This is a genomic window from Curvibacter lanceolatus ATCC 14669 (assembly GCF_000381265.1).
Classification (GTDB): Bacteria; Pseudomonadota; Gammaproteobacteria; order Burkholderiales; family Burkholderiaceae_C; genus Curvibacter; species Curvibacter lanceolatus.
The window spans coordinates 49,817-70,857 of sequence record NZ_KB906276.1; the positions used below are offsets into that span (position 1 = coordinate 49,817).

Sequence of the window (21,041 nt, forward strand, 5' to 3'; positions counted from 1 at the left end):
CTCTATATAGTCATGCCTCTGTCTGCACCCCTGCCGTCAAAATCGGGCCGGTGAAGCGCTTGCCCAGGGGCAAGCACCACGCCCTGAGCACCAGCCGGCAACGGGGCCAGCAGGGCCGCCCTGCAGCGCAGGCCGGGGCTCCAAATCGTGCAAGCCATGGAATAGCGCCTGGCCCAAAGGGGCTGGCAAGGGACCCACCGATGAACATCCAGGACTTTCGCCTCTTCCTCGAAGTGGTCGAGGCCGGCAGCCTGACCAAGGTGGCGGCGCAGCGCCACACCGCTCAGTCGTACATCAGCCGCCAAGTCAGCGAGCTTGAAAAGCAATGCGGCGGTGCCCTGTTCCGCCGCACCGGCCGGGGCGTGGTGCTGACCGAATTCGGGGAGTCGGTGGAGCGCCGCGTGCGCATCTGGATCCGCGACAGCGAGGAGATGTTTGCCGACTTCCAGCAGCTGTCCCGCGTACCGATGGGGGATGTGAAGATCGGCATCCTGCCGTCGGCGGCCCATCCGCTGATGACCCAGGTGTTCAGCGAATTGCGCCGATCCTTCCCGCAGATCCGCCTGAACGTGCGCGAGGGCCAGGGCGGCGAACTGGACGCCATGCTCGACACCGGCGCCGTGGACATGGCCATCCTGTTCCGCTATGAGCCGCCCCGTGGCCAGGAAGAGATCCTGCTGGCCACGGCAGACACCTACCTGGTGTCGCGGCCCGGCCTGCCTCTGACGCAGGCGGGCACGGTCTCGTTCCAGCAACTCGATGACCTGCCGTTGGTGCTTCCCAGGCGCCCTTCTCACTGGCGGTCCATCCTCGATGAGTCGGCACGCAGCCAGGGCTTTTCATTGCAGGCCGTCATCGAGGCCGACTCGCTGCGCATGCAAAAGGAAATCCTGGCTGAAAACAACGACCTGTACGCCCTGCTCGGGCCGTTTGCGGTGCAGGAGGAACTGCGCTCAGGCAAATTGCAGGCAGCCAAGATCATCGACCCCGACCTGAAGCGCTACGTCACCCTGGCGCTGCCCAAACAGGGGCAGTTGACCCAGGCGCTGCGCGTGGTCTCGAAGATCATCAGGGACAAGGGTGCCGTGCTGGCCTACAACCAGAACGCGACCGACCCCGGCTGAGGCGCGACAGAGCCAGCAAAAAAAGCGGCCCGATCTGTCGAGATCGGGCCGAACCGGCCCGGGGGCCGTGGGCCGCGCCCGCCCCCGCTCGCATGAAACCCTGGTGCCGGTCGCAGAACCGGCCCTGACAAGCTCAGAATGAATGCCGGATGCCGAAGTCCATGCCGGTCCAGGTCGCGTTGGCCACCCCTGTCACACCGCCGCCGCTGAGTGCCGCCCCGTTGCGGTTGCGGATCTGCGAATACGTGCCATACACGGCCGTTCTCTTGGACAACTCGTGCACATAGCCCACCGCCAGCTGCTGGGCCGAGCGCCCTGAAGCCGAGTTGTCAGAGATCTTGGAAAGCGACACCGGGATGTAGCCCGTGGCCACCTTGACCTGAGCCCCCAGCATCCAGCCGTTGGACCGGTTGGGGCCGGCCACGGCATTCTTGCGGTCCACAAAATAGAGCGCCGACGCGGTCACCGGCCCGATCACATAGGTGGCCCCCACATTGCTGGCACTGACTGCGCCATTGGCCAGCGCCGTGCGCCCCGAGGCCACGGCCACATTGAGGGTGTCGCGGGCATAGCCGAGGCGAATGCCCTGGTAGTTGCCGTTGTCAGGCGTGGTCGACGTCGAGGGCGCGTTGTTCACCGCCTTCATCAACTCGCCGTAGACGCCATTGAGCTGTGGCAGAAAGTAGCCCACCGAGTTGGAGGCCCGCACCGCCGTCTGCACCGTCGCCACCTGGGTCAGCGCGCTCTGGGCGGTGTTGATGATGCCGCCCGCACCGGCCGTACCGAAGGGGTCGAACACGATCAGGTTCCAGTAGCTGGGCACAAAGCCGCGCCCCAGCCGCACCTCACCCCAGTCTCGCGAGATCAGGCTGAGCGAAGCGCGACGGTTGAACACCAGCCCGCCCGCCGTGCCCGCCGTGGCGTTGTCGGTGCTGGCCGCCCCGCCGATGCCGCTGGCCACATTGAGCCCGGCGTCCAGCACGAAGCCGGCCGACAGGCCACCCCCCAGGTCTTCCGTGCCGCGGATGCCCAGCCGGCTGTATTGGTTTCCGCCCGTCCCATAGACGCGGGTGATGCTGGCGCTGCCCTGCGAGGCGCGCTGCACCGTGGTGTCCAGCACGCCATACAGCGTGACCGAACTCTGCGCGGATGCATCGAGCGCCAGGGCGCACAGCGCCATCGGGATTGCGATTTTTTTCAAGTGTGTCTCCTGTCTTTTGTGAACCTCTCCGGCCGGAAGCTGGGCATTTCAAACCCGCAAGGCCAGACCGAAGGACTCTAGGATCGACACAGACTTGCCGGTAGCGCTCCATCGGAGAAATCAGCCATCGCTGGGCAGGCATGGCTGGCGGGCAGTGCGACTGACTGGCGCCCCCCCCGATACGCCTACCCCCGCCGGGCAACGGCGCCGCCCCCCCGGCCACGGCCGCTCGCGGCCGGTGGGCTGGCTGCGCCCAGGTCTCGGGTCTCTTCGACCAGCCAGGTCTTGAACAGCTTGAGCGTGGGCGACTCGGCCTTGTGCTCCGGATAGGCCAGGTAATACGCCCGATCACTCGGGCAGACATGGTGGATCGGGGTGATCAGCCGGCCAGAGTCGATGTCGCTGCCGAGGTCGTACTCGGGCACGAGGGCGACGCCCAGCCCCACAGCGGCCGCCTCCAGGGACATGAAGAACAGCTCGTAGCTGGGGCCGGCCAGCTCATTGCCCGGCAGGTGCCCGACCGACTCGAACCACTGACGCCAGGCATAAGGCCGGGTGCTTTGCTGCAGCAAGGGCAGTTGGGCCAGCTCCTGCGGCGTGAGTTGACGGCGCGGTGCAATCAACGCGGGGCTGCAGACCGGGATCAGGGCCTCCTGCATCAGGCACGTGGTGGTGGCGCCGGGCCAGTTGCCATCTCCGGCGTAGATGGCGGCATCGATGCGGGTGTCGTCAAACAGGAAGGGGCGCGTGCGGCTGCTGAGGTTGATGGTGATGTCGGGGTGCCGCTTCGAAAAGTCAGCCAACCGAGGGATCAGCCAACGGGTGCCAAAGGTTGGCACCACCGCCAGGTCCAGGCGCCCGCCCCGGCCTTGGCGTGCCATCAGGTCCAGGGTGTCGCGTTCCACATCGTCCAGGCGTTGCGTGACCTGGCGGTGATAGACCTCGCCCGCCTCGGTCAGCAGCACGCCTCGGCGGGTGCGGCGGAACAGCTTCACGCCCAGAAACTCCTCCAAGCCCCCGATCTGGCGGCAGATGGCGCTTTGCGTGAGGGCCAGTTCATTGGCCGCTTCGGTGAAGCTGGAGTGGCGTGCGGCGGCCTCAAAGGCGCTCAGGGCGCTGGTGCTGGGGATTTTTCTTCGCATGGCGCCATTGTCTTTCGGAGTGCAATAAACGCAAGACATAGTGAGAAGAAATCGTTTGAATGCGCATTTCTTACTGGATAAAGTCCGCCGAGCTGATTTAACAAATGAGTTGATTGCAGATCTAAGGGTTTTCCTCAGGCTGCTGGGCCTGGCAGGCAATCGAAGGGCTTGCTGGCTGTAACGGTTTTTCTTCGCCTTTGAAAGTCGACCATGAAACTTTTGTCGTTCAAGTACCAGGGTGTTGCCTCCTGGGGTGTGGTGATCGGTGAGCACATCGCAGACCTGGGCCGCGCGCACCCGCAGTACCCGACCCTGCAGTCCTACCTGGCGGCCGGCCGGCTGCCGCAGCTCAGCCAGGACGTGGCCTGGGTGAAGGCAGACATTGCGCTGGCGGCCATCGAGTACCTGCCCGTCATCGCCCAGCCCGAGAAGATCATCTGCGCCATCCGCAACTACCACGACCACCACAAAGAGGTGGTCGCAGCTGGCCTCGACCGCGAGCTGTCGAGCCACCCCCCGATCTTCCTGCGCACCTGGCGTTCACAGGTGGCCCACGGCCAACCCATCCTGCGTCCTGACTGCTCGGACTCGCTGGATTGGGAAGGCGAACTGGCCGTGGTGATCGGTCGCAGTGGGCGCAACATCCCCGAGGCGCAGGCGCATGAGTACGTGGCCGGCTACTCCATCTACAACGACGCCAGCATCCGCGAATGGCAGTTCCATGCCAAGGCGATTGCCGCGGGCAAGAACTTCGAATCGACTGGCGCCTTCGGCCCCTGGATGGTCACCGCCGATGAGATCGACCCGGCACGCCCACTCGAACTGAGCACACGCCTCAACGGCGAGCGCATGCAAAGCACGAACACCGGCAACATGATCTTCTCGGTCGCGCAGCAGATCGCCTATGCCTCCACCATCTTCACCCTGGTGCCAGGCGACGTGATCGTCACCGGCACACCGGGCGGGGTCGGCTGGAGCCGCAAGCCCCCACGCTTCATGGTGCCTGGCGATGTGGTTGAGGTCGAGATCGAAGGCATCGGGGTGCTGAGCAACCCCGTGGCACAGGCCAAGCAATAAGGCCCTGGCCCGCCCACATGGAGACAAACATGACATTGACGCGCAGACGCGCAGGCTTGGCGCTGGCTTCTGCCTGCCTGGCACCTGGCCTGGGGGCGAGCCGGAGCACCTGGGCCCAGGCACCCCGCTACCCCGATCGCCCGGTGAAGCTCTTGCATGGATTTGGCGCTGGCGGCAACGCCGATGCGGTGGCCCGGATCCTGGCCACCGAGCTGGGCAAGAGCCTGGGCCAGGCCGTGGTGGTCGAACCCAAGCCGGGGGCCGGCGGCACCATCGCCGCCGGCACCGTGGCCAGCGCCCGCCCGGACGGCTACACCCTGCTGCTGGTCACAGGGGGTCATGCCATCGCGGGCGCACTATACGACCGCCTGCCCTACGACACGCTGAAGTCTTTTCAGCCCGTGTCGGCCCTGACCACGTTTCCATTTTTGGTCGTGGCCCAGGCGGGCAGCAAGTACACAGCCTTGCAGGACGTCCTCAAGGCGGCCCGCGCCCGGGGCACCGAGCTGACCTATGGCTCAGCCGGCGTAGGCACCGGCCAGCACATGGCGGGCGCTCTGCTGGCCCAGCAGGCCGGCGTCAACATGGTTCATGTGCCCTACCGCGGCGAGAGTGGCGCCATGACCGGCTTGCTGGGTGGCGAGGTGGACCTGGTGCTGGTGGCACCCACGGCTGCCGTGCAGCACATCCGCTCCGGAAAGCTGCAGGCCCTGGCCACCACCGGGCCATCGCGCTGGCCGGGCATGCCCGAAGTGCGCACGGCCGCAGAGCAGGGCGTGGCCCAGTTCGACGTGCGCTCCTGGACCGGCTTGCTGGCGCCTGCAGGTCTGCCCAAGCCCTTGCTGGATCGGCTGCAACTCGATGTGCGCAAGGCCTTGACCGACGAAGCCGTGCGGGCCCGGCTTGAAGAGATCACAGGTGGCGAGGTACGTGCCAGCCCCCCGGCCGAACTGCAGGCCACGATACAAGGCGACCTCAAGCGTTGGACCCAACTGGTCAAAGACGCCCACATACAAAAGGAATGAACATGAAAGTCACGCGCCCTACCCCCGCTCACTTCGGCATCTACGTCTATGACGTCGATCGAATGGTCGACTTCTACACCCGGGTCTTTCGCCTCACCATCACCGACGAAGGCATAGGCAAGAACTTCGGCAATCGCCTGGTCTTCATGAGCGCCACCGAGGATCAGCACCACCAGTTCGTGCTCTCGGGCGGTCGCTCGGCAGAGTCACCGGTGAGCACCATCATGCAGGCCTCGTTCATCGTGCCGGATCTGGCTGAACTGCGCTGGAACCGCGAGCAGGCACAGGCGCTCGGGGCCACCCAGATCCAACCCATGAACCATGGCAATGCCTGGTCGGTCTATTACTTCGACCCTGAAGGCAACCGGGTCGAGGTCTACATGGACACGCCCTACTACGTCAATCAGCCCTATGGCGTGCCGCTGGATCTGAACAAGACCGAAGAAGCGCTGCTGAGCGAAACCCACGCCATGGTGCGCGACGACCCCAGCTTCATGCCTCTGGCCGAATGGCAGGAACGCTTCCGCCAGAAGGGCGTCGGAGCACGCGGATGAAAGGCAATTACATCGGCGGCCAATGGCTCGATGGCGTTCGGGCGGTGCCCAACGTCAACCCTTCGGATCTTCGCGATGTGATCGGAGAATTCGCCCAGGCAGACGCCGCTCAAGCCCGCGAGGCCGTGGCTGCGGCCTATGCCGCGGCACCGGTCTGGGCCCAATCGACCCCGCAACAGCGCTTTGATGTGCTGGATCGGGTAGGTGCTGAGTTGCTGGCCCGCAGCCAGGAGTTGGGCGATCTGCTGGCGCGCGAAGAAGGCAAGACACTGCCCGAGGCCATCGGCGAGGTGACCCGCGCCGGCCAGATATTCAAGTTCTTCGCGGGCGAGGCGCTGCGCCTGCGGGGTGACCTGCTCCCCTCGGTGCGCCCAGGCATCACCGTCGAGGTGACGCGAGAACCGCTGGGCGTGGTGACGTTGATCACCCCTTGGAATTTTCCGATCGCCATACCGGCCTGGAAGATCGCCCCTGCCCTGGCCTTCGGCAACAGCGTGGTGTTCAAGCCGGCCGAACTGGTGCCTGCCAGTGCCTGGGCGCTGGCGGAGATCCTGTCGCGCAGCGGCCTGCCGAGTGGTGCATTCAACCTGGTCATGGGCCGCGGGGCCGAAGTGGGCGCAGCCCTGACCGAAGACCCCCGGGTTGCGGGTGTCAGCTTCACAGGCTCGCAAACCACCGGCCGGCGTATAGCGCAGTCCTGTGCTGCACATGGGATCAAATTCCAGCTCGAAATGGGTGGCAAGAACCCCCTGATCGTGCTGGACGATGCTGATCTATCGGTGGCCGTCAACTGCGCAGTGCAAGGCGCCTACTACTCAACGGGCCAACGTTGCACGGCCACCAGCCGGCTGATTGTCACTGACGGCATCCATGACCGCTTCGTCGCCGCAGTCGTTGAACGACTGACCCAGTTGAAGGTGGGTGACGCTCGCAGCCCCGGAGTCGACATCGGCCCTGTCGTCGACGAACGCCAACTGGCCATCGATATGGGATACATCGCCTCGGCCAAGGCTGAAGCCGCCACGCTGGCCTTTGGTGGCGAGCACCGACAGCACGACGATCAGGGCAGGCCCGGGTTCTTTCTGACCCCGGCACTTTTCACCGATACCCACGCAGAGATGCGGATCAACCGCGAGGAAGTCTTCGGACCGGTTGCCACCGTGTTGCGGGCGCGTGACCTTGAGCAGGCCCTTGCGCTGGCCAACGACACCGCCTTCGGCCTGTCCAGCGGTATCTGCACCACCAGCCTGCGCCACGCCAGCCAGTTCAAGCGCCATGCTCAGGCGGGCATGGTGATGGTCAACACCCCCACGGCCGGGGCCGACTACCACGTGCCCTTCGGCGGGCGCAAAGCCTCCAGCATGGGTGCTCGCGAGCAAGGCAGCTACGCCAGCGAGTTCTACACCACGGTCAAGACGGCCTATACCGCAGCCTGAGCCACCCGCCTCATGAATCAGACAAACCACCCATCCATGACCCAAGCCCATGAACAGGCCTTTCTGGCGGCGCGAACCTACGCCCGATTTCAGGACCGTGCAGTGCCGGAGGCACTGCTCCACCAGATCTACGAATTGACCAAATGGGGCCCAACCTCCATGAACACACAGCCAGCTCGCTACGTCTTCGTGCACAGCGCGAAAGCCAAGGCACGTCTGCGACTTTGCATGGCCCCCGGCAATGTCGACAAGGTCGATTCGGCCCCTGTCACGGTGATCGTGGCGCTGGATTCAAGGTTCTTCGACCATTTGCCCACGCAATTCCCACACGCCCCACAAGCCGCACTGGGCTTTGCCAACGACCCGGCGCTCGCCCAGAGCACTGCCCTTCGCAACAGCAGTCTGCAGGGTGCCTATCTCATCATGGCCGCACGGCACCTGGGCCTGGACTGCGGGCCCATGAGCGGCTTCAACAACGCCGCGCTGGATCAGGAATTCTTCCCTGATGGACGATACCGCAGCAACTTCCTCATCAACCTGGGGTACGGCGACCGCGAGTCTCTGCGGCCCCGTGGCCCTCGCCTGCCATTCGAATCTGTGGCGACCGTTTTATAAGGGGAATTCCATGCCATTCATTGAAGTCAAGATCCTCGAAGGCGTCCTGCCCGAGCACAAGGTGCCCGAATTGATGGCGGCCCTCACCGAGGCGGTCGTCCGTGTTGGGGGCGAAGGGTTCAGGCCCATGACCCGCTGCGTCGTCCAGGAGGTGCGCAGTGGCTGGTGGGCCGCGGCCGGCAAGCCCCTGAGCACCGAAGGCGCCCTGCAGAGTTTGCAGGCGGCCCAGCCGGCCTCGCTTCCCGGCCCGGCCTGACACGGGCCGGGCCCGGCGCGGCTCGGCCCCGGGCGCCCGCCCCCCCATTCAACCCAAGCGATCAAGCCGGTGTTGGCACCGGCTGGGGATCGTGCGCGCCTTTCACCAACAACAGGAGACAAAACCATGAACCCATCCACCCAACTCGCGCCCGCCCTGATGCTGGGCCTGATCGGGGCCCTGCCCTGGCAGGCTCAGGCGCAGACAGCGCCAGCTTCTGGCGTGCAGATTTTTGGCGTCATCGATGCCGCCGTTGGCAGCGTCACCAGTCCCTCGGGTGTCAATGCGCTCGACAAGCCCGTCAACAAGCAACTCAGTGGGGGCTTGTCGACGAGCAATTGGGGCTTGCGCGGCCAGGAAGACCTTGGCGAGGGTCGTCAAGCCATCTTCGAACTGTCCTCCTTCATCCGCAATGAATCGGGTGCGGCCGGCCGCAGTGATGCCTTGCCGGCGCCCGTCAATGTGGCCGCCGACCCGTACTTCTCGCGTGCAGCCTGGGTGGGGCTGAGCGACGCCAGGCTGGGACGGGTGCGCCTGGGCAACATCACCACATTGCTCTTCACCAACTCGGTCACCAGCAATGCCTTGGGCGACAGCACCACGTTTTCGCCCATCAACCTGCTGACCTTTGTCGGCTCGCCCCTGTCAGGCGGTACCGCATGGGCCAATTCGGTGGTGTACGACAGCCCGGTGCGCGCCGGGCTGTCGGGCTCGCTGGCCTACGCAGCCTCCCAAAACCTGGGCGGCCCCAACAGCGCCGCACGCCTGGCCTACGCCCAGGGCGCCTTCAACTCGTCGCTGGCCTGGCAGAGCGTGAACCGCAACCCGGTGACGTTCGCCGACGGCACCTCGTCCAATGACACCCGCGCCTGGCAATGGGCCGCCAGTTACGACTTCAGTCCGCTCAAGGTGTTTGGGCATCTGGGCCAAACCCAGAACCGGGGCACTGCCGCCGCTCCTCAGGCCGTGCGTTATCGGGTGTGGGACCTGAGCGCAAGCCTGCCCATCGGGGCAGGCCGATGGTTGGCGGGCTATGGGTCACGCACGACTGGCAACACCCCGACCGCCGTGACCGCCACTGCCGCCGGCGGCAATGTGTCGCGCAAGGTGCTGACCCTGGGCTACGACCACTACCTGTCGGCGCGCACCGAGGTCTACGTGCTGGCCTCGCAAGACCAGACACGCACCCGCCAGCAGGCAGCCACGCCTGTACTCGTCAATGCCACCGGGCATAGCTTCGCGGTGGGCATCCGGCATCGCTTCTGATCACTGCCCCTGCCAGCAGTCCCCGCGGCGTCCCAGGGCCGCAGGGGCGGCGCTCTTGTTCAACCTCATCCATCCCAGCCCATCCATGAGCACACTTCCACGTCAGCGCCGGCAGCTGCTGCAAACCATCATGGCCGCCCTGTTGGGCGGCACCCAGGCGGCCCACGCGCAGGGGGACCGGAGCATCCGCAAGCTCCTGGTCGGCTTTCCACCGGGTGGCACGGCCGACAGCCTGGCCCGGGCGCTGGCCAGCCAATCCCAAGACCCGGGCTCGGTCTACGTCGTCGACAACCGATCGGGCGCTGCAGGACAGCTGGCGGTGCAAGCCACGGTGCAGGCTGCGGCCGACGGCAGCAGCCTGCTGCTGACACCCTCGTCCGTGCTGACGCTGGCCCCGCTGCTGTACAAGACACCGCTCTTCAATGCCCAGCGAGACCTGGTGCCGCTGGCCTGCCTGGGCGACCACTGCTTTGCCCTGGCCGTGAACGGGGCCTCGGGCATCACCAGCCTGCAGGCTTTCGTCCAATGGGCTCGCGCCCACCCGGCCCAGGCCACCTACGCCACCCCCGGCCTGGGCAGTGCCCCCCACTTTCTGGGGGTGCAGATGGCCCGCGAGACCGGCTTGACGCTGACCCACGTGCCCTACCGCGGCGTGGCCCCCGGCCTGCAGGATCTGATGGCAGGGCAGGTGGCCTGCACCTTCAATCCGCTGCCCACGCTGCTGGACCTCCATCGCAGCGGCCGCATCCGCATCCTGGCCGTCACCAGCCCGGGCCGACTGCCGACCCTGCCCGACACCCCGAGCTTCACCGAAGCCGGCCTGGCCGCGCTGCAACTGGTCGAGTGGTACGGTCTGTTCGCTCCCGCTCGCACCCCGGCCGCGGTGCTCGGCCAGCTGGGCCAGAACATCCGCAACACCCTGCGCACCCCGGGCATGCTGGAGGCTGCCCGGCGCATGGAAATCAACCTGCGCCACGAAGATGCCGCCACCCTGGGCAAGATGGTCTTGCAGGACCAGGAGCGCTGGAAGGGGCTGGTGGCGGCCAGCGGGATCCAGTTGGATTGAGGCACCGAGCCGGAGCCGTTGCGCCCCGCCAAACCCACGACCAGCCCAAGGACCGGGGCCACATCGACTTTCAGGAGCGCATTCGCGACGATCAGCATCCTGCCTGAGGCATTCGAACTGATGGTTGGTCGATACCGGGTTCTGCAACCCACCGGGCCCTCGCTGGCCGGTGGCGAACTGCATGCTTCACAGCCCGGTGGCTTTTTGCTCATCGGGCAATCCCGCTATGCAGGCGTGCGTCGGCGCCACACACTGCGGGCGTGTCCATCAGCCAACTCCCCCCTGTTTCCGATCCACGTCGATGGAGCACGGACGCCGTGCCTGCCGCCCACCGGCTGGACTACTGGGTGGGCGCGATTTCCGAGGGCTTTCTTGCCATGGAGGCCAGCGGCGACGCCCACCAGTTTCATGGCGAGTTGGTCTCGGCGCCGCTCGGCCCCGTGGGCGTGAACTGGGTGCAGGGCGCTGCTCAGCGGGTGTGGCGCACCCCTCGCGGCATCGCCCGCGGCGGCCAGCGGGTGGCCTATTTGCTGGGCAACCACGACAGCGCTTGGCGCGTGGCACAAGACGGTCGCGAAGCGCTGATGCGCCCGGGCGACTTCGTGCTGGTGGATGCGCGCCGGCCCTACCACTTTGATTTTCCGGCCGGGCCCAGCACCGTCTCACTGGAGTTGCCACTGGACTGGCTGGCACGCTGGTTGGCCGAGCCCGAGGCCCATACTGCACGGCCTTTTCGCGCCGACAGCACAGGCTGGGGCGCGGCGCTTGCCGCATTCGCGCGGCCCTGGCGGCCCGACATGGCCAGCGCGCCTCCGCTGCCCGCCGAACTGCTGGCCGACCAGCTCGGCGCTTTGTTCTCACTGGCCTGTGGCGGCACGCCGCCAACACCGACGCCTGCCGGGCTGGCCGAACGTGCCAAGGGCGTGCTGCGTGACCGCCTGGCCGAGCCCGGCCTCACCGCCGCGCAGGTGGCGGCTGACCTTGGCTGCTCGGTGCGCAGCCTGCATCGCGCGCTGGCCACGGCCCAGACCCCCTTTGCCCAGTTGCTCATGGCCGAGCGCCTTGCGGTGGCCCGGCAGATGCTCGCCAGCCCGGCCCTGCGCCACGTGAGCGCCAGCGAGATCGGCCGCCGGGTAGGCCTGTTGGATGCCTCCCACTTTGCGCGGCTGTGCCGCCGTCATCTCGGTCATCTGCCTTCGGCCTTGCGGACCGAGCGCTGATCCGTCGCCGCTGGGCCAAGGGCCCCCTGGCACGCAGCGGCCAGCCCCCTGGCACGCCAAGACCATCCGCCCCGGGGGGGGCCTGCCACGATCTGCGGTGCATGTTCAACAACCCTGGAGAGAACCCATGACCACCGACACCTATGTGCTGGTCCATGGCGCCTGGCACACCGGCGCCGAGCTTGAGGCCACCGCCGAGCGCCTGCGCACGCGCGGCCACACGGTGCACTGCCCCACGCTGGCCGGCAATCGCCCCGCAGACGACCGCCGCACCACCGGGCTGGAGGACGCCGCGCAGTCGCTGGCGGCCTTCCTGGACCAACATGAGCTGAGCGCCGTGCGCCTGGTGGGCCACAGCTACGGCGGCATGGTGATCTCGCGAGTGGCCGATCTGCGGCCGAACCGCATCGCACGGCTGGTGTACGTCAATGCCTTTGTGCCGCAACCCGGCGAGTGCCTGAACGATCTGGTGCCGCCCCACTACACCGCGCTCTTTGACCAGGTGGCCGCCCAGAGCGGTGGCGCCGTGATGCTGCCCTTTCCGATCTGGCGCGAGGCCTTCATCAACGACGCCGATCTGGCGCTGGCGACAAGCGCCTTCGAACGCCTGAACCCACACCCGTACAAGACCTTCCAGGACCCGATCACGCTCAGCCAGCCCATGGCCGCCTGCCCGCTGCCCAAGAGCTATGTCAACTGCCGCATGGACACCGCACTTCCGCAGAGTCTGGGCTGGCACCCTCGCTTGTCAGAGCGGCTGGGCTTGTTTCGCTACATCGAGTGCAGCGGCAGCCATGAAGTGTGGTTCACCGACCCCGACGCGATCGCCTCAGCGATTGAACAGGCGGGGCGGGATTGACGGCCACAGTCTGTTGGCGGTTCGCTGGCTGCCCCACATCTCACAGTCGGTGACACAAGACCGGGCTCGGTCAGGGGGCCGCCACGGGGGCCGCGTTGGGGGCTGCTTCGGGAGCCTCAGGGGCCCCTGGCGCATTCAATGCATCTGGCCCCTGCTGGGCATCCACTCCATCTTGGGCATCAGGGGCTTGAACAGGCCCCAGCGATGCCAGGATGGCGTCGCGGCTGGCCGTCAGGATTTCTTCGGCCAGCGGCGAATCGTCGGGGCAGGCCCGCGACATGATCAGGGCCCCCACCGCCGTCGACAGCAGCTTGAGGGTGGCAGCGCGTGATGAGCGGGCCTGCTCGGGCTCGGCATCGGCGCCACTGCGCGGGCTCAGGGCCGCCACCAAACTCTCGATGCCCGCCGCAAACAAGGCTCGTACCTCATCGGGCTGACGCGCTGCGTCCCCACCCAAGGCCGCCAGGGTGCAACCGGCGCCGCGGCTGTCGCGGTGCTGGCGCGACAGGTACTGCCTGACGAACTCTGCGGCGTCCACACCGTTGCCGGTCAGCGCCACCGTGCGAGCAATGCCGCAAGCCGTGGATTCGGCAATCAGGTCGGTCTTGGAGGCGAACTGCTTGTAGAAGCCGCCATGGGTGAAACCCGCGGCGGCCATCAGATCGGCCACCCCCACGCCGTCATACCCCCGCTCACGAAACAGCTGAGACGCGGTTTCCACCACACGCGCCCGATTCGCCTGCGCCTGCGCTTTGGAGACTTTCATCGTGGGCCTGCCTTGGGGGGGTTTGCATGGCGGTCATTCTATATTGATGTCGACCATCATCAAAATATTGACTTTTTAGATTACGGTCGTCATCATTGCTCCATGGCAGCCCTTTTCAGGCGCTGAACCATGACCGCCAACCCAACCCCGCCGGGCCAAAAACCACCCGGCCCTCTTTGCCAGGAGCCTTCGCACATGACCACCACCCTCACCACCACACCCGCCACCCCCCTCCCCACCGTGCTCGTCACCGGCGCCTCCAGCGGCATCGGCGCTGTCTATGCCGAACGCTTTGCCCAACGTGGCCATAACCTGGTGCTGGTCGCCCGCGACAAGCCCCGGCTCGATGTGCTGGCCGCCAAGCTGAGCGAGCGGCACCAGGTGGCCGTCGACGTGCTGCAGGCCGACCTCACCCAGCAGCCCGACCTGGCCCAGGTCGAAGCCCGCCTGCGCGACGACAGCCGCATCGGCATCCTGATCAACAACGCCGGCATGGCCCAAACGGGCCACTTTCTGCAACAAGGCCCGCAAGACATCGAGCGGGTGATTGCCCTCAACACCACCGCCTTGACCCGCCTGGCCGCCGCCATCGCCCCGCGCCTGGTGCAGGCTGGCACCGGCTCCATCGTGAACATCGGCTCGGTGGTGGGCCTGGCCCCCGAGCTGGGCATGACGCTTTATGGCGCCACCAAGGCTTTCGTGCTGTTCCTGTCGCAGGGGCTGAACGTGGAGCTGGCTGCCAAGGGGATCTATGTGCAAGCCGTGCTGCCCGCAGCCACGCGCACCGAGATCTGGCAGCGTGCCGGCATTGACGTCAACACCCTGCCCGAGGTCATGGACGTGGACGAACTGGTGACCGCCGCCCTGATCGGCTACGACCGCCGCGAGCTGGTCACCATCCCGCCCCTGCATGTGGCCGAGCGCTGGGCTGCGCTGGACGGCGCCCGCCAAGGGCTGCTGTCTGACATCCGGCAGGCCCGCGCGGCCGAGCGCTACCAGCCCCAGGCCTGAGCACGCCGGCCCTTGTCCTCGTACTCGCCCCTGCCCCCACCACCTGGAACAGCGCCATGTCACACCCGCGATTGAAATCAAACCTCCAAGCACTGGCGCTGTCGGCCCTGCTGGCCACCACCAGCGTGATGGCGGCGCCGCAAGCACAAGCACAAGTGCTGCCCAGCCCGGCCACGCCAACCGCAGCCCGGCCGGCGCAGCAGCCCACGTGGAAGACCGTACCCACGCAACAGATCACGGCCGGCGATGTGAGCTTTGCCTACCGAGAGCTCGGCCAGCAAAACGGCGGCACGCCCGTGCTGCTGCTGGCCCACCTGGCGGCCGTGCTCGACAACTGGGACCCGCGCGTCGTCGACGGCCTGGCCGCCAGGCACCACGTCATCGCCTTCGACAACCGGGGCGTGGGTGCCTCTACCGGCGCCCCGGCCAACACCATCGAGCAGATGGCCGACGACGCCATCCGCTTCATCGAGGCCAAGGGCTTGCAGCAGGTCGATCTGTTCGGCTTCTCGATGGGCGGCATGATCTCGCAAGAGATCGCGCTGAAGGCACCGCAGCGGGTTCGCAAGATGATCCTGGCGGGCACGGGCCCTGCCGGGGGCCGGGGCATCAGCGCCGTGGCCGGTGTGGCCAACTACGATTTGATCCGGGCCACCCTCACCGGGCAAGACCCCAAGCAGTACCTATTCTTCACGCGCAGCGCCAAAGGCATCGAGGCCGGCCAGGCCTTTCTGGCCCGCCTGCAAGAGCGCACCGAGCAGCGCGACGCCAACATCGCCATCGGGGCCTACGTGGCCCAGTTGCAGGCCCTGGCCGCCTGGGGCCAGAAGCGGCCGGCCGACCTCTCGGCCATCCAGCAGCCGGTGCTGGTGGCCAACGGTGACGACGACCGCATGGTGCCCAGCAGCAACTCGTACGACCTGGCCAAGCGCCTGCCCCATGCGCAATTGATCATCTACCCCGATGCCGGGCACGGTGGCATTTTTCAGTACCACGAAGACTTCGTGCCCAAGGCCCTGGCCTTTCTGGCGAACTGAGGGCAGAGGCTTCATGACCCACCCCCACCCCAACCACCCCACCGAGCCCAACCGCATTGCGAGTGAGGCCGCGCCCCAGCCCGCCTTCGGGGCCCCATCAGCCACCATGAAAGCCCTCACCTTCAAACGCTACGGCAAATCGCCCGACATCGGCTTCTCGCATGTGGCGCAACCCACGCTGCAGCCCGACGAGATCCTGGTTCAAGTTCACGCCGCCGCCCTGAACCCCATCGACAACATGGTGCCTGCGGGCACCTTCAAGCCCGTGCTGCACTTCAAGCTGCCCGCCACCCTGGGCAGCGATCTGGCGGGCGTGGTGGTGGCGGTTGGCACCCGCGTGACCCGCTTCAAACCCGGTGACGAGGTGTATGCCAGCCTGTTCGACACGGGCAGAGGCAGCCTCGCCGAGTTGGCCGCCGTGCCCGAAAGCGCCGCAGCGCTGAAGCCAGCCCAGCTCGACTTCGTTCAGGCCGCGGCCATCCCCATGGTGGCGCTCACGGCCTGGCAGGCCCTGACAGAGCGCATGAACCTGCAAGCCGGCCAGAAGGTGTTCATCCCCGCCGGCTCGGGCGGCATCGGCACCCTGGCCATCCAGCTGGCCCACCACCTGGGCGCCCAGGTGGGCACCACCGTCAGCACAGGCAACGTCGAACTCGTGCGCAGCCTGGGGGCCGACGAAATCGTCGACTACAAAAAGCAGGCGTTCGAGCAACTGCTGAGCGGCTACGACGCCGTGCTGGGCACCGTCAAGGGCGACGCGATCGAGAAGTCACTGACCATCCTGAAGCCCGGGGGCCGAATCGTCTCGCTCATCGGCCCCCTGGATGTGGCCTTTGCCAAGGCGAGAAAGCTCAACGTCATCCTGCAAATCGTCTTCAGCCTGATGAGCCGCAAGATCCTGAAGCTGGCCAAAAAACACGATGTGGACTATGGCTTTCTGTTCGTGCGGCCCGATGGGCAACAGCTGGCAGAAATCGGGGCGCTCCTCGATGCCGGGCACATCCGGCCCGTGATCGACAAGGTGTTTGCCTTTGACCAGGCCAAGGAGGCCTTGGCGTATCTGGCGCTTGGGCGGGCGAAGGGGAAGGTGGTGGTGAGGGTGAGGTGAGGGGCGGCGGCAGCAGGGGTTTGCTGTCCGAGATGCGATCAATCATGCAGCGCTGCCTGAGGCGAGTCGAATGCACCTTGCGCAGCGCCTGGGCATTGATCAAATGAGTGCCATAGCCACAGCTTGGACGTGGGTCAGCGGGTACTCCCCCACGCAGCAGCACACTCACCTCGCCGCCATCAGCAACAGCCCGTTGCGCGTGCTGCCCGTGGCCTGCTCAATCAGGCCCATCCCAGCAGCCCACAGATGTTGACCAGCACAATCAGCGCCGGGAGGCCCTAGCCCCTGCAAGGCCCCCCACCGGCCCACTGCTGTCCGTGCAGACGAGACTGCAGATCATGATCGGTGCCCCTGAGACTGGCCTGTTCGACAGCCCCATCTGCGTTCACATGCACGGAGTCGAACCAGGCTGGATGAACCCGAAGCCCGGGTCTGCGTGGCTACACAGCTGAGTGACGCCGGATTGCATGGGCGCCAAGCCCTGAGAGAAGCAGGCCCATCACCATCAAGGCCCAAGTGGACAGCGTGGGTACGCCATCCACACTCGACGGAACACCTGGGCCCCCAGGATCAGCGATCACTCCATTGCTGGTTCCGTCATCGTCACCCAACGCACCGTCGGTGAGGGTTAGCGTGATCGAGAGGCGATCGCCGCTGATCACCGCCCCGGGAAACTGGAACCAGTGCGGCGCGTCCGAGGGCGAGGTCTTGCCATATTTCCAGTACACGGTGCCAGACGGCAAAGGCGAGGGATATGAGATGACCACCGTGGCGGGCCCTGCACCGCCCGTGAGCGTGAAATCGTAGAGGCCATGAGGGAAGGTGAAGCCCGCAGGTGCCGGGTCGCCGGGCGACTTCAAGTTGCCGCTGAGGCCAATGGCACCGGCCGTGTTGGGCTTTCCATTGGTGCTCCCCTGTAGATCGAGCGACCACCCGCTGCCAGAAACGACCACTCGCGTCGATCCCGATCCAGAGCCCGTCTGGCCAGTCGGCGCGGTGCAACTGGCCGTGGTGCCGCCATTAACGCCATTGCAAGTCCAGGCCCAGGGCGAAGCATTGCTCACCACACTGGCCGTGCCGGACGCGCAAAGGTTGCCGCTCGGCATGAACACCGTCGTGATGTTGGCTGCCGCACCGCAGGCGCCATTTGCAAACGCCGGCGTCACACTGTTCGAATCGGAGGAGGCCGGCCCCGGTCCGGCAATGCTTGAGGCCGTCACCTTGAAGGTGTAGCTAACGCCGTTGGTCAGGCCAGTGACCAGGTGACTCAGGCTGGTGCTGCCGGCATTGCTGTCCGTGCCGTGCGCAGGCGTCGCGGTGACGGTGTAGCCGGTGATGGCCGAGCCACCATCGGTGGCGGGTGCGGAGAAGGAGACCGAGGCACTGGCATTGCCCGCGACCGCAACCACCGACGTGGGCGCACCCGGAGCATCAGCATTGGTGATCACCCGGAAGCGCCGGTTGCCGGTGTCCGCCAACATCAGGCCCACACCTGGGTAGACGGCAATCGCTTGCGGCGTACTGACCTGAGCGCTGGCCAACAGGCCACCGTCGCCACTGAAAACGGCGTTTCCGTTACCAGCGATCGTGGTGATGATTCCATTGGTATCGACCTTGCGCACACGCGAGTTGGTTGTGTCGGCGATGAAGAGGTTGCCGGCCGAATCCACCACCAGACCGCGGGGTGAATTGAGCTGCGCGCTGGTGGCTGCGCCATTGTCGCCGCCATAGCCATTGGCGCCGTTGCCGGCAACCGTGAATATGGTGGAACCGACGATCTTGCGGATAGAGCCATTGCTGTAGTCCGCGATGTACAGGTTGTGGGCGCTGTCCGCGGCGAGGGCGAGAGGCGTATTGAACTGCGCATTGATCGCAGGCCCGTTGTCGCCGCCAAATCCGGCCGTGCCGTCGCCTGCGATGGTGGTGATGGTGCCGCCCGCGTCCACCTTGCGGATCCGGTTGTTGCCCGTGTCGGCAATAAAGACGTCGCCTTGGTCGACCAGTACGCTAAAGGGGCCGAAGAGCTGCGCGCTGGTGGCAGGGCCGTTGTCCCCACCAAAGGAACCCGTCCCGTTGCCGGCAAATGTCGTGATGGTGCCTGAGGTATCCACCTTGCGCACACGATTGTTGTTGCCATCAGCAATGTAGAGGTTGCCAGCGGCATCCAAGGCGATGCCCAGCGGGGTGTTCAGCTGGGCGCTGGTGGCGGGGCCATTGTCTCCGCTGTAACCCGCTACGCCGGTGCCGGCAACCGTCGTCACGATTCCGGAAGTTGACACCTTGCGGATGCGATGGGTACCGGAGTCAGACAAATAGATGTTGCCTGCGCCGTCAAAAACTGCCAGCTGTGGATTGGTGAATTGGGCATTGCTCGCCGGACCACCGTCGCCGCCATAGGTGGCACTGCCGGTCCCGGCAAAAGTAGTGATCGACCCACTGCTGATTTTGCGGACCCGGAGATTGCCGGTGTCACCGATGTAGACGTTACCGGAGCTGTCAACCGCGATCCCCGAAGGGCTGCTGATCTGTCCGCTGGTCGCCACCCCGCCGTCGCCGCTGTAGCCGGCAGCCCCGGTACCCGTCAAGGTGGTGATGGTGCCCGAAGACACCTTTCGGATACGGTGGTTGGTCGTGTCAGCGATGTAGAGGTTGTCGGCACTGTCGAAGGTGATGGCCTGCGGCGCTCGGACAGTGGCGCTGGTGGCTACACCACCATCGCCGCTGAAACTGGCCGTGCCGGTCCCCGCGACGGTGGTGATGGTTCCGCCGGAGTTGACCTTGCGGATACGGTTGTTGCTCGTGTCGGCAATGTAGAAGTTGCCCGAGCTGTCCAGGGCGACGCTGCGGGGGGCATTGATCCGGGTGGAGGTGGCCGCCACGTTGTCGGCCAGGTAGCCTCCTGTGCCGTTGCCCGCTACCGTGGAGATGGTGCCGCTGGTGTTGATCTTGCGGATGCGATTGTTGCTGGTGTCGGCGATGTAGACATTGCCCGAGCCATCGACCGCAACACCTTGAGGCGAATTGACGCGCGCCGAAGTCGCCGCCGCGTTGTCGCCACCGAAGGTGCCCGTGCCTGTCCCGGCAATCGTTGTGATGACGCCATTGGTATCGATCTTCCGAATCCGATGATTGCTCGTGTCCGCGATGTAGATGTTGCCGGCGCTGTCGATCGCAATCCCTTTAGGACTGTTCAGTTGCGCCGAACGCGCTTGCCCACCATCGCCCGAGTAGCCCGAAAGCCCTGTGCCGGCGACCACCGTCGAAATGCCGCTGGTTACAGACACCTTACGGATTGCGTGGTTGCTGCTGTCAGCAAAATAGACATTGCCGGAAGCGTCCATGGCAACGCCGCTGGCACCAATCCCCACATTGGTCGCCAAGCCGGTAGGGATCAGGTTGCCAGCCACCGTGTGGATCGTGGCTGCCTGTATCACGCCCGCTGTTGCGAGAAGAATCGCCATCAGCAGAGAACTTCGCAGACTCACGCAGGATGCCCGAAGAGCCTCGAGAAAGCGGCGCAAGGGCCAAATGAATAACAGAGGCATGGGCGACAGCATGGATGTGGGGGTTTGCAAAGATGATGTAAGTACATGTATTTTGTAGCGAAATGTATAGGCAGCCGGACTCAGCAACCCGAACGCGGGTTAACACCATGCCCAGCCAACGCCGGCCGAATGATGGCGGAGCAGGTCTTTCGCTGCGAAACGTCCCCGACTTCTCGCCGAAGACCGCTCATCTGCAGCAAAGACCCGCGTCCACCACACTCATTTCGATCGGCTTCGAGCGTGTTCCAAGAACGGAACCCACCCCCATCAAAGCGATAAAAGTACCCGCCTTGCTGGGCCTCATTGCGTCGGCCTTGAACCTTGAGCAGGCAACTGTCCTGACGGTAACTCAGGGGCTCCTGCACATCCAAGGGCCAGTCCGACACCGTGAACGGCACAAACACCACCCGGCCGCTTCTGGTGTTGATGGCGGCCGCCATCACACAGCCTGCGCCGCACCCCCACATGGCCAGCTTGTAATGCCCTGCAAAATCAGCCGGGCTCTTGACGGCCTCGCGCAACTGGGTCGCATGAGAAGCTTGGCATGTCGGGTATCGAGCCTGAGCCGGGGTGGTGATGCCCGGGGTTCGAAAGCCTGGTCCGGCGCCACCCTGCAATCCCCGAAATCAGGCGCCACGTCACCCGAATGGGCGACCAAGGCCAAGGCCAGGGCCAGTAGCAGAACGGCAATCAATGATCTCAGGGCCTGCATCGATCCATCCCCTATCGGATG

Annotated in this window: 19 protein-coding genes; 14 read left to right on the forward strand and 5 right to left on the reverse strand. The window is 65.8% G+C overall.

Annotated features, from left to right (window positions below; all coding sequences use genetic code 11):
- The first annotated feature begins 200 nt into the window (after positions 1-200).
- Positions 201-1,124, forward strand: coding sequence for a LysR family transcriptional regulator (locus F624_RS0126690; RefSeq protein ID WP_019577452.1), 924 nt, complete (start codon positions 201-203; stop codon positions 1,122-1,124).
- Positions 1,125-1,257: 133 nt separating this feature from the next.
- Here F624_RS0126690 and F624_RS0126695 read toward each other — a convergent pair whose 3' ends face one another.
- Both F624_RS0126695 and gcvA read right to left on the reverse strand, forming a co-directional pair.
- Positions 1,258-2,325: a porin gene (locus F624_RS0126695; protein WP_031256404.1), complete on the reverse strand. Its 1,068-nt coding sequence runs from the start codon at positions 2,323-2,325 to the stop codon at positions 1,258-1,260.
- Positions 2,326-2,510: 185 nt separating this feature from the next.
- Complete coding sequence (gcvA, locus tag F624_RS0126700) at positions 2,511-3,467, reverse strand: transcriptional regulator GcvA (protein WP_019577454.1); 957 nt, start codon at positions 3,465-3,467, stop codon at positions 2,511-2,513.
- 210 nt (positions 3,468-3,677) lie between these two features.
- Here gcvA and F624_RS0126705 point away from each other — a divergent pair, with 210 nt between their 5' ends.
- The 10 genes from F624_RS0126705 (at position 3,678) to F624_RS0126755 (ending at position 12,841) form a co-directional block, all read left to right on the forward strand.
- Positions 3,678-4,544 (forward strand): fumarylacetoacetate hydrolase family protein, encoded by an 867-nt coding sequence (locus tag F624_RS0126705; RefSeq protein ID WP_019577455.1) that lies wholly within the window; start codon positions 3,678-3,680, stop codon positions 4,542-4,544.
- Positions 4,545-4,573: 29 nt separating this feature from the next.
- The gene (locus tag F624_RS0126710) at positions 4,574-5,569 is read left to right on the forward strand and encodes a tripartite tricarboxylate transporter substrate binding protein (RefSeq protein ID WP_031256406.1); all 996 of its coding nucleotides are present in this window, start codon (positions 4,574-4,576) and stop codon (positions 5,567-5,569) included.
- A gap of 2 nt (positions 5,570-5,571) precedes the next feature.
- The gene (locus F624_RS0126715) at positions 5,572-6,123 is read left to right on the forward strand and encodes a VOC family protein (protein ID WP_027473927.1); all 552 of its coding nucleotides are present in this window, start codon (positions 5,572-5,574) and stop codon (positions 6,121-6,123) included.
- Positions 6,120-7,559: an aldehyde dehydrogenase family protein gene (locus F624_RS0126720; protein ID WP_019577458.1), complete on the forward strand. Its 1,440-nt coding sequence runs from the start codon at positions 6,120-6,122 to the stop codon at positions 7,557-7,559. The genes F624_RS0126715 and F624_RS0126720 overlap by 4 nt, the downstream gene beginning before the upstream one ends.
- Positions 7,560-7,595: 36 nt before the next feature.
- On the forward strand, positions 7,596-8,174 hold the full coding sequence (locus F624_RS0126725; protein WP_019577459.1) for a malonic semialdehyde reductase: 579 nt from the start codon (positions 7,596-7,598) through the stop codon (positions 8,172-8,174).
- Positions 8,175-8,184: 10 nt separating this feature from the next.
- Positions 8,185-8,430: a tautomerase family protein gene (locus F624_RS0126730; RefSeq protein ID WP_019577460.1), complete on the forward strand. Its 246-nt coding sequence runs from the start codon at positions 8,185-8,187 to the stop codon at positions 8,428-8,430.
- Positions 8,431-8,556: 126 nt separating this feature from the next.
- Positions 8,557-9,696, forward strand: a complete 1,140-nt coding sequence (locus F624_RS0126735; RefSeq protein ID WP_019577461.1) for a porin — start codon at positions 8,557-8,559, stop codon at positions 9,694-9,696.
- Positions 9,697-9,781: 85 nt separating this feature from the next.
- The gene (locus F624_RS0126745) at positions 9,782-10,762 is read left to right on the forward strand and encodes a tripartite tricarboxylate transporter substrate-binding protein (RefSeq protein WP_019577462.1); all 981 of its coding nucleotides are present in this window, start codon (positions 9,782-9,784) and stop codon (positions 10,760-10,762) included.
- Positions 10,763-11,079: 317 nt separating this feature from the next.
- A complete protein-coding gene (locus F624_RS0126750; RefSeq protein ID WP_019577463.1) occupies positions 11,080-11,982 on the forward strand; it encodes a helix-turn-helix domain-containing protein in 903 nt (300 codons plus the stop codon).
- 127 nt (positions 11,983-12,109) lie between these two features.
- Complete coding sequence (locus tag F624_RS0126755) at positions 12,110-12,841, forward strand: alpha/beta hydrolase (protein WP_019577464.1); 732 nt, start codon at positions 12,110-12,112, stop codon at positions 12,839-12,841.
- 70 nt (positions 12,842-12,911) lie between these two features.
- Here F624_RS0126755 and F624_RS0126760 read toward each other — a convergent pair whose 3' ends face one another.
- Positions 12,912-13,607, reverse strand: coding sequence for a TetR/AcrR family transcriptional regulator (locus F624_RS0126760; protein WP_019577465.1), 696 nt, complete (start codon positions 13,605-13,607; stop codon positions 12,912-12,914).
- Positions 13,608-13,802: 195 nt separating this feature from the next.
- On the opposite strand from F624_RS0126760, the gene F624_RS0126765 reads away from it, so the two are divergent.
- From F624_RS0126765 to F624_RS0126775, 3 genes are all read left to right on the forward strand, one after another.
- On the forward strand, positions 13,803-14,618 hold the full coding sequence (locus F624_RS0126765) for an SDR family NAD(P)-dependent oxidoreductase (protein ID WP_019577466.1): 816 nt from the start codon (positions 13,803-13,805) through the stop codon (positions 14,616-14,618).
- A gap of 56 nt (positions 14,619-14,674) precedes the next feature.
- On the forward strand, positions 14,675-15,655 hold the full coding sequence (locus tag F624_RS0126770; protein ID WP_084679711.1) for an alpha/beta fold hydrolase: 981 nt from the start codon (positions 14,675-14,677) through the stop codon (positions 15,653-15,655).
- A gap of 106 nt (positions 15,656-15,761) precedes the next feature.
- Positions 15,762-16,763, forward strand: a complete 1,002-nt coding sequence (locus F624_RS0126775) for an NADP-dependent oxidoreductase (protein ID WP_031256412.1) — start codon at positions 15,762-15,764, stop codon at positions 16,761-16,763.
- A 440-nt stretch (positions 16,764-17,203) separates the two neighbouring features.
- Here the strand turns inward: F624_RS0126775 and F624_RS0126780 are convergent, their stop codons facing one another.
- Complete coding sequence (locus F624_RS0126780; RefSeq protein ID WP_169426707.1) at positions 17,204-20,224, reverse strand: IPTL-CTERM sorting domain-containing protein; 3,021 nt, start codon at positions 20,222-20,224, stop codon at positions 17,204-17,206.
- 164 nt (positions 20,225-20,388) lie between these two features.
- Positions 20,389-20,829, reverse strand: a complete 441-nt coding sequence (locus F624_RS35120) for a hypothetical protein (protein ID WP_157443654.1) — start codon at positions 20,827-20,829, stop codon at positions 20,389-20,391.
- Between the last annotated feature and the right edge of the window lie 212 nt (positions 20,830-21,041).

Excerpts from the sequence above, each read along its gene's own strand:
- F624_RS0126690 (WP_019577452.1), top strand. The coding sequence starts at position 201 with ATGAACATCCAGGACTTTCGCCTCTTCCTCGAAGTGGTCGAGGCCGGC.
- gcvA (WP_019577454.1), bottom strand. The coding sequence starts at position 3,467 with ATGCGAAGAAAAATCCCCAGCACCAGCGCCCTGAGCGCCTTTGAGGCC.
- F624_RS0126705 (WP_019577455.1), top strand. The coding sequence starts at position 3,678 with ATGAAACTTTTGTCGTTCAAGTACCAGGGTGTTGCCTCCTGGGGTGTG.
- F624_RS0126710 (WP_031256406.1), top strand. The coding sequence starts at position 4,574 with ATGACATTGACGCGCAGACGCGCAGGCTTGGCGCTGGCTTCTGCCTGC.
- F624_RS0126715 (WP_027473927.1), top strand. The coding sequence starts at position 5,572 with ATGAAAGTCACGCGCCCTACCCCCGCTCACTTCGGCATCTACGTCTAT.
- F624_RS0126720 (WP_019577458.1), top strand. The coding sequence starts at position 6,120 with ATGAAAGGCAATTACATCGGCGGCCAATGGCTCGATGGCGTTCGGGCG.
- F624_RS0126725 (WP_019577459.1), top strand. The coding sequence starts at position 7,596 with ATGACCCAAGCCCATGAACAGGCCTTTCTGGCGGCGCGAACCTACGCC.
- F624_RS0126730 (WP_019577460.1), top strand. The coding sequence starts at position 8,185 with ATGCCATTCATTGAAGTCAAGATCCTCGAAGGCGTCCTGCCCGAGCAC.
- F624_RS0126735 (WP_019577461.1), top strand. The coding sequence starts at position 8,557 with ATGAACCCATCCACCCAACTCGCGCCCGCCCTGATGCTGGGCCTGATC.
- F624_RS0126745 (WP_019577462.1), top strand. The coding sequence starts at position 9,782 with ATGAGCACACTTCCACGTCAGCGCCGGCAGCTGCTGCAAACCATCATG.
- F624_RS0126755 (WP_019577464.1), top strand. The coding sequence starts at position 12,110 with ATGACCACCGACACCTATGTGCTGGTCCATGGCGCCTGGCACACCGGC.
- F624_RS0126760 (WP_019577465.1), bottom strand. The coding sequence starts at position 13,607 with ATGAAAGTCTCCAAAGCGCAGGCGCAGGCGAATCGGGCGCGTGTGGTG.
- F624_RS0126765 (WP_019577466.1), top strand. The coding sequence starts at position 13,803 with ATGACCACCACCCTCACCACCACACCCGCCACCCCCCTCCCCACCGTG.
- F624_RS0126770 (WP_084679711.1), top strand. The coding sequence starts at position 14,675 with ATGTCACACCCGCGATTGAAATCAAACCTCCAAGCACTGGCGCTGTCG.
- F624_RS0126775 (WP_031256412.1), top strand. The coding sequence starts at position 15,762 with ATGAAAGCCCTCACCTTCAAACGCTACGGCAAATCGCCCGACATCGGC.
- F624_RS0126780 (WP_169426707.1), bottom strand. The coding sequence starts at position 20,224 with ATGGCGATTCTTCTCGCAACAGCGGGCGTGATACAGGCAGCCACGATC.